This window comes from Pseudomonadota bacterium (genome assembly GCA_039714795.1).
Lineage (GTDB): Bacteria > Pseudomonadota > Alphaproteobacteria > JAGOMX01 > JAGOMX01 > JBDLIP01.
Genome location: JBDLIP010000176.1, coordinates 1 through 2,505, shown reverse-complemented (window position 1 = coordinate 2,505; position 2,505 = coordinate 1). Strand labels below are relative to the sequence as shown.

Genomic DNA, 2,505 nt, shown 5'->3' with positions numbered 1-2,505 from the left:
CAGATATCTATGTCAAGGTCGCGCAGCGCCTGGCTGAAGACCAGGTTTACCTTGTACATAGATATCTGACTTGCATAAAGGGATGACATCGTTAGGGATACATTACCCAGCGGTCATACCCGTTTGATTCAGCTTCAGTATACTTACAAAGAAGGGCTATTGATCCCAAGGGTCTTGAGAATAATCATCAAAGTGATGTACTGGGTCAACCTGCACGTACCTATTATGTTGTGCTTGGAGGGATTGGGATTGGAAGTATTTATGGCGAACTTCAACATGTGCTTTTGGTAGTTCAGATAAAAAACGGGATGGGAGCGCTGTTTTCCATTTCCCGTGTATGCGACGCATGCCAGCAAAAGTGATAAAAGCTTGACGTTTGGCACGAGTCAAACCGACATAGGCCAGTCGCCTTTCTTCCTCAAGTCCCCTATTATTTGAATCGGCTAAGGCTCGTGAGTGTGGAAACAACCCCTCTTCCCAGCCCGCAAGAAATACAGTATCAAATTCAAGTCCCTTTGCACCGTGCATCGTCATCAGATTAACGCTATCACTATGATGTGCTTGATTATTCTCCATAACCAAACTGACATGTTCTAAAAAGGCAGTCAACGATTTGTAATCATTAAGGGCGCGCACGAGTTCCTTGAGATTTTCTAAACGTCCTGGGGCATCTGGAGCTTTGTCATTGAGCCACATAGCCGTATAACCAGATTCATCTAAAATAATTTGTACTAACTCGCTGGGTTTTTTTTGCAAAACCTGCCTGTGCCAGCGTTCAATATCTTGGATAAATTGGGTCAGGGAAGTGCAAGCTTTGCCTTTTATACTATTTGTTTGTATCAACTGGATAGCAGCCTTAAGCAGTGGAATTTTTTGCTCTCGAGCACAGATGTGCAGCTTTTGTAACGTAGACTCACCAAGGCCTCGTCGTGGTACATTGAGAACTCTTTCAAATGCAAGGCTGTCATGAGGTTGAGCTACAATGCGCAAGTACGCCATTGCATCGCGGATTTCCCGACGTTCATAAAATCGAGCGCCACCAATGACTCGGTAGGCAATCCCCAGGCGGATGAAGCGCTCTTCGAATTCGCGAGTTTGAAAAGTAGCACGCACAAGAATTGCCATATCCGATAGTTGGATACCCTGGCGCTGCAGACTTTCTATTTCCTCACCCACCAATTGTGCTTCTTCTGCCCCATCGCTGACACCACAAACTTGTACCTTTTCACCCTTGGATTCTTCCTGATCAGTCCATAGAGTTTTGCCAAGACGCCCTTGGTTATGGGCAATCAAGCCTGAAGCTGCTCCCAGAATATGGTGCGACGAGCGATAGTTTTGTTCAAGTCGGATGATTTTGGCGTTGGGAAAATCATGCTCAAATTTTAAAATATTCGTAACTTCAGCACCACGCCAACCATAAATCGACTGATCATCATCACCTACACAACACAAATTTTGATTTTTTTGGGTCAGCAGCCGCAGCCACAGGTACTGAGCTACATTGGTATCCTGGTACTCATCTACCAACAAGTAACGAAACCGGTCTTGGTAGATTTGTAAAACATCTAAATGTTGGGAAAAAAGCTCTAGACAAAGCAAAAGCAGGTCTCCAAAATCCACAGCATTGAGTGTTTGCAAGCGCTCTTGATAAATTTCATAGACCTGTAGGATCTGATCAAATTTGGCGTTTGGAACTTTATTCGGCGTTAATCCTTTGTCTTTCCATCGACCTATGACAGCTGAAATCACGCGTGGAGGCAATTTCTTATCATCTACATCTTCTGCCTTGGAAATTTGTTTGATAAGGCGAAGCTGATCATCAGTATCTAGAATGGTAAAGTCAGGAGTGCGGTTAACCAGTTCAGCATGCCGGCGTAAGATTCGAGCACACAGTGAATGAAATGTACCCAACCACAGACCTTCAACCGGATTTTCCATCATCTGCTCGACCCTTTGCCTCATCTCAAGAGCAGCTTTGTTGGTAAAGGTCACAGATAAAATTTGTGATGGCCAGGCCAGTTGACGTTTTAGAACGTTAGCAATCCGTGTGGTCAAAACACGCGTTTTACCTGTGCCGGCTCCTGCCAAAACTAGGACTGGCCCCTCTAGGTTTTCAGTGGCGTAATGCTGAGCTTCATTTAGACAGGATGATGATGACTCTAAATGGGTTAGAGAACCGGCAACTGGCGTCATGTGTGATTGAGACATTATAAATATAAATCCTGCACGAAAAAGAGTAAGAGGTAGGAGGATTATCCCCCTACCTCTTATTTAGACACAATCGTTGCTAGATTCAACTTAATATTGTTTGAGGACGGTGTTATCAAGAGGAGGATTGCAACGATTGCACTCTAAAGGCTGGAATGACTTTTGTAATGACCCCACAAAACTGTATTTTCTCCTGGCTTGTTTCGGTAGAAGCAATCTCAACATTATCGGGCGTCAAACAGATTTTATTTTTAATTTTAAAATACCGGCGTATCAACAGGGTGCCGCTTATAAGAG

Annotated in this window: 2 protein-coding genes; both read right to left on the bottom strand. The window is 44.1% G+C overall.

Features of this window, described 5'->3' with window-relative positions; translation table 11 throughout:
• Nucleotides 1-156 precede the first annotated feature (156 nt).
• The gene (locus ABFQ95_08440; protein MEN8237543.1) at nt 157-2,208 is read right to left on the bottom strand and encodes a UvrD-helicase domain-containing protein; all 2,052 of its coding nucleotides are present in this window, start codon (nt 2,206-2,208) and stop codon (nt 157-159) included.
• A 115-nt stretch (nt 2,209-2,323) separates the two neighbouring features.
• The coding region (locus tag ABFQ95_08435) for a hypothetical protein (GenBank protein MEN8237542.1) at nt 2,324-2,505 on the bottom strand (182 nt) is incomplete at its 5' end.

What these genes read in the sequence shown, in the direction of transcription:
- ABFQ95_08440 (MEN8237543.1), bottom strand. Translation starts at nt 2,208, where the DNA reads ATGTCTCAATCACACATGACGCCAGTTGCCGGTTCTCTAACCCATTTA.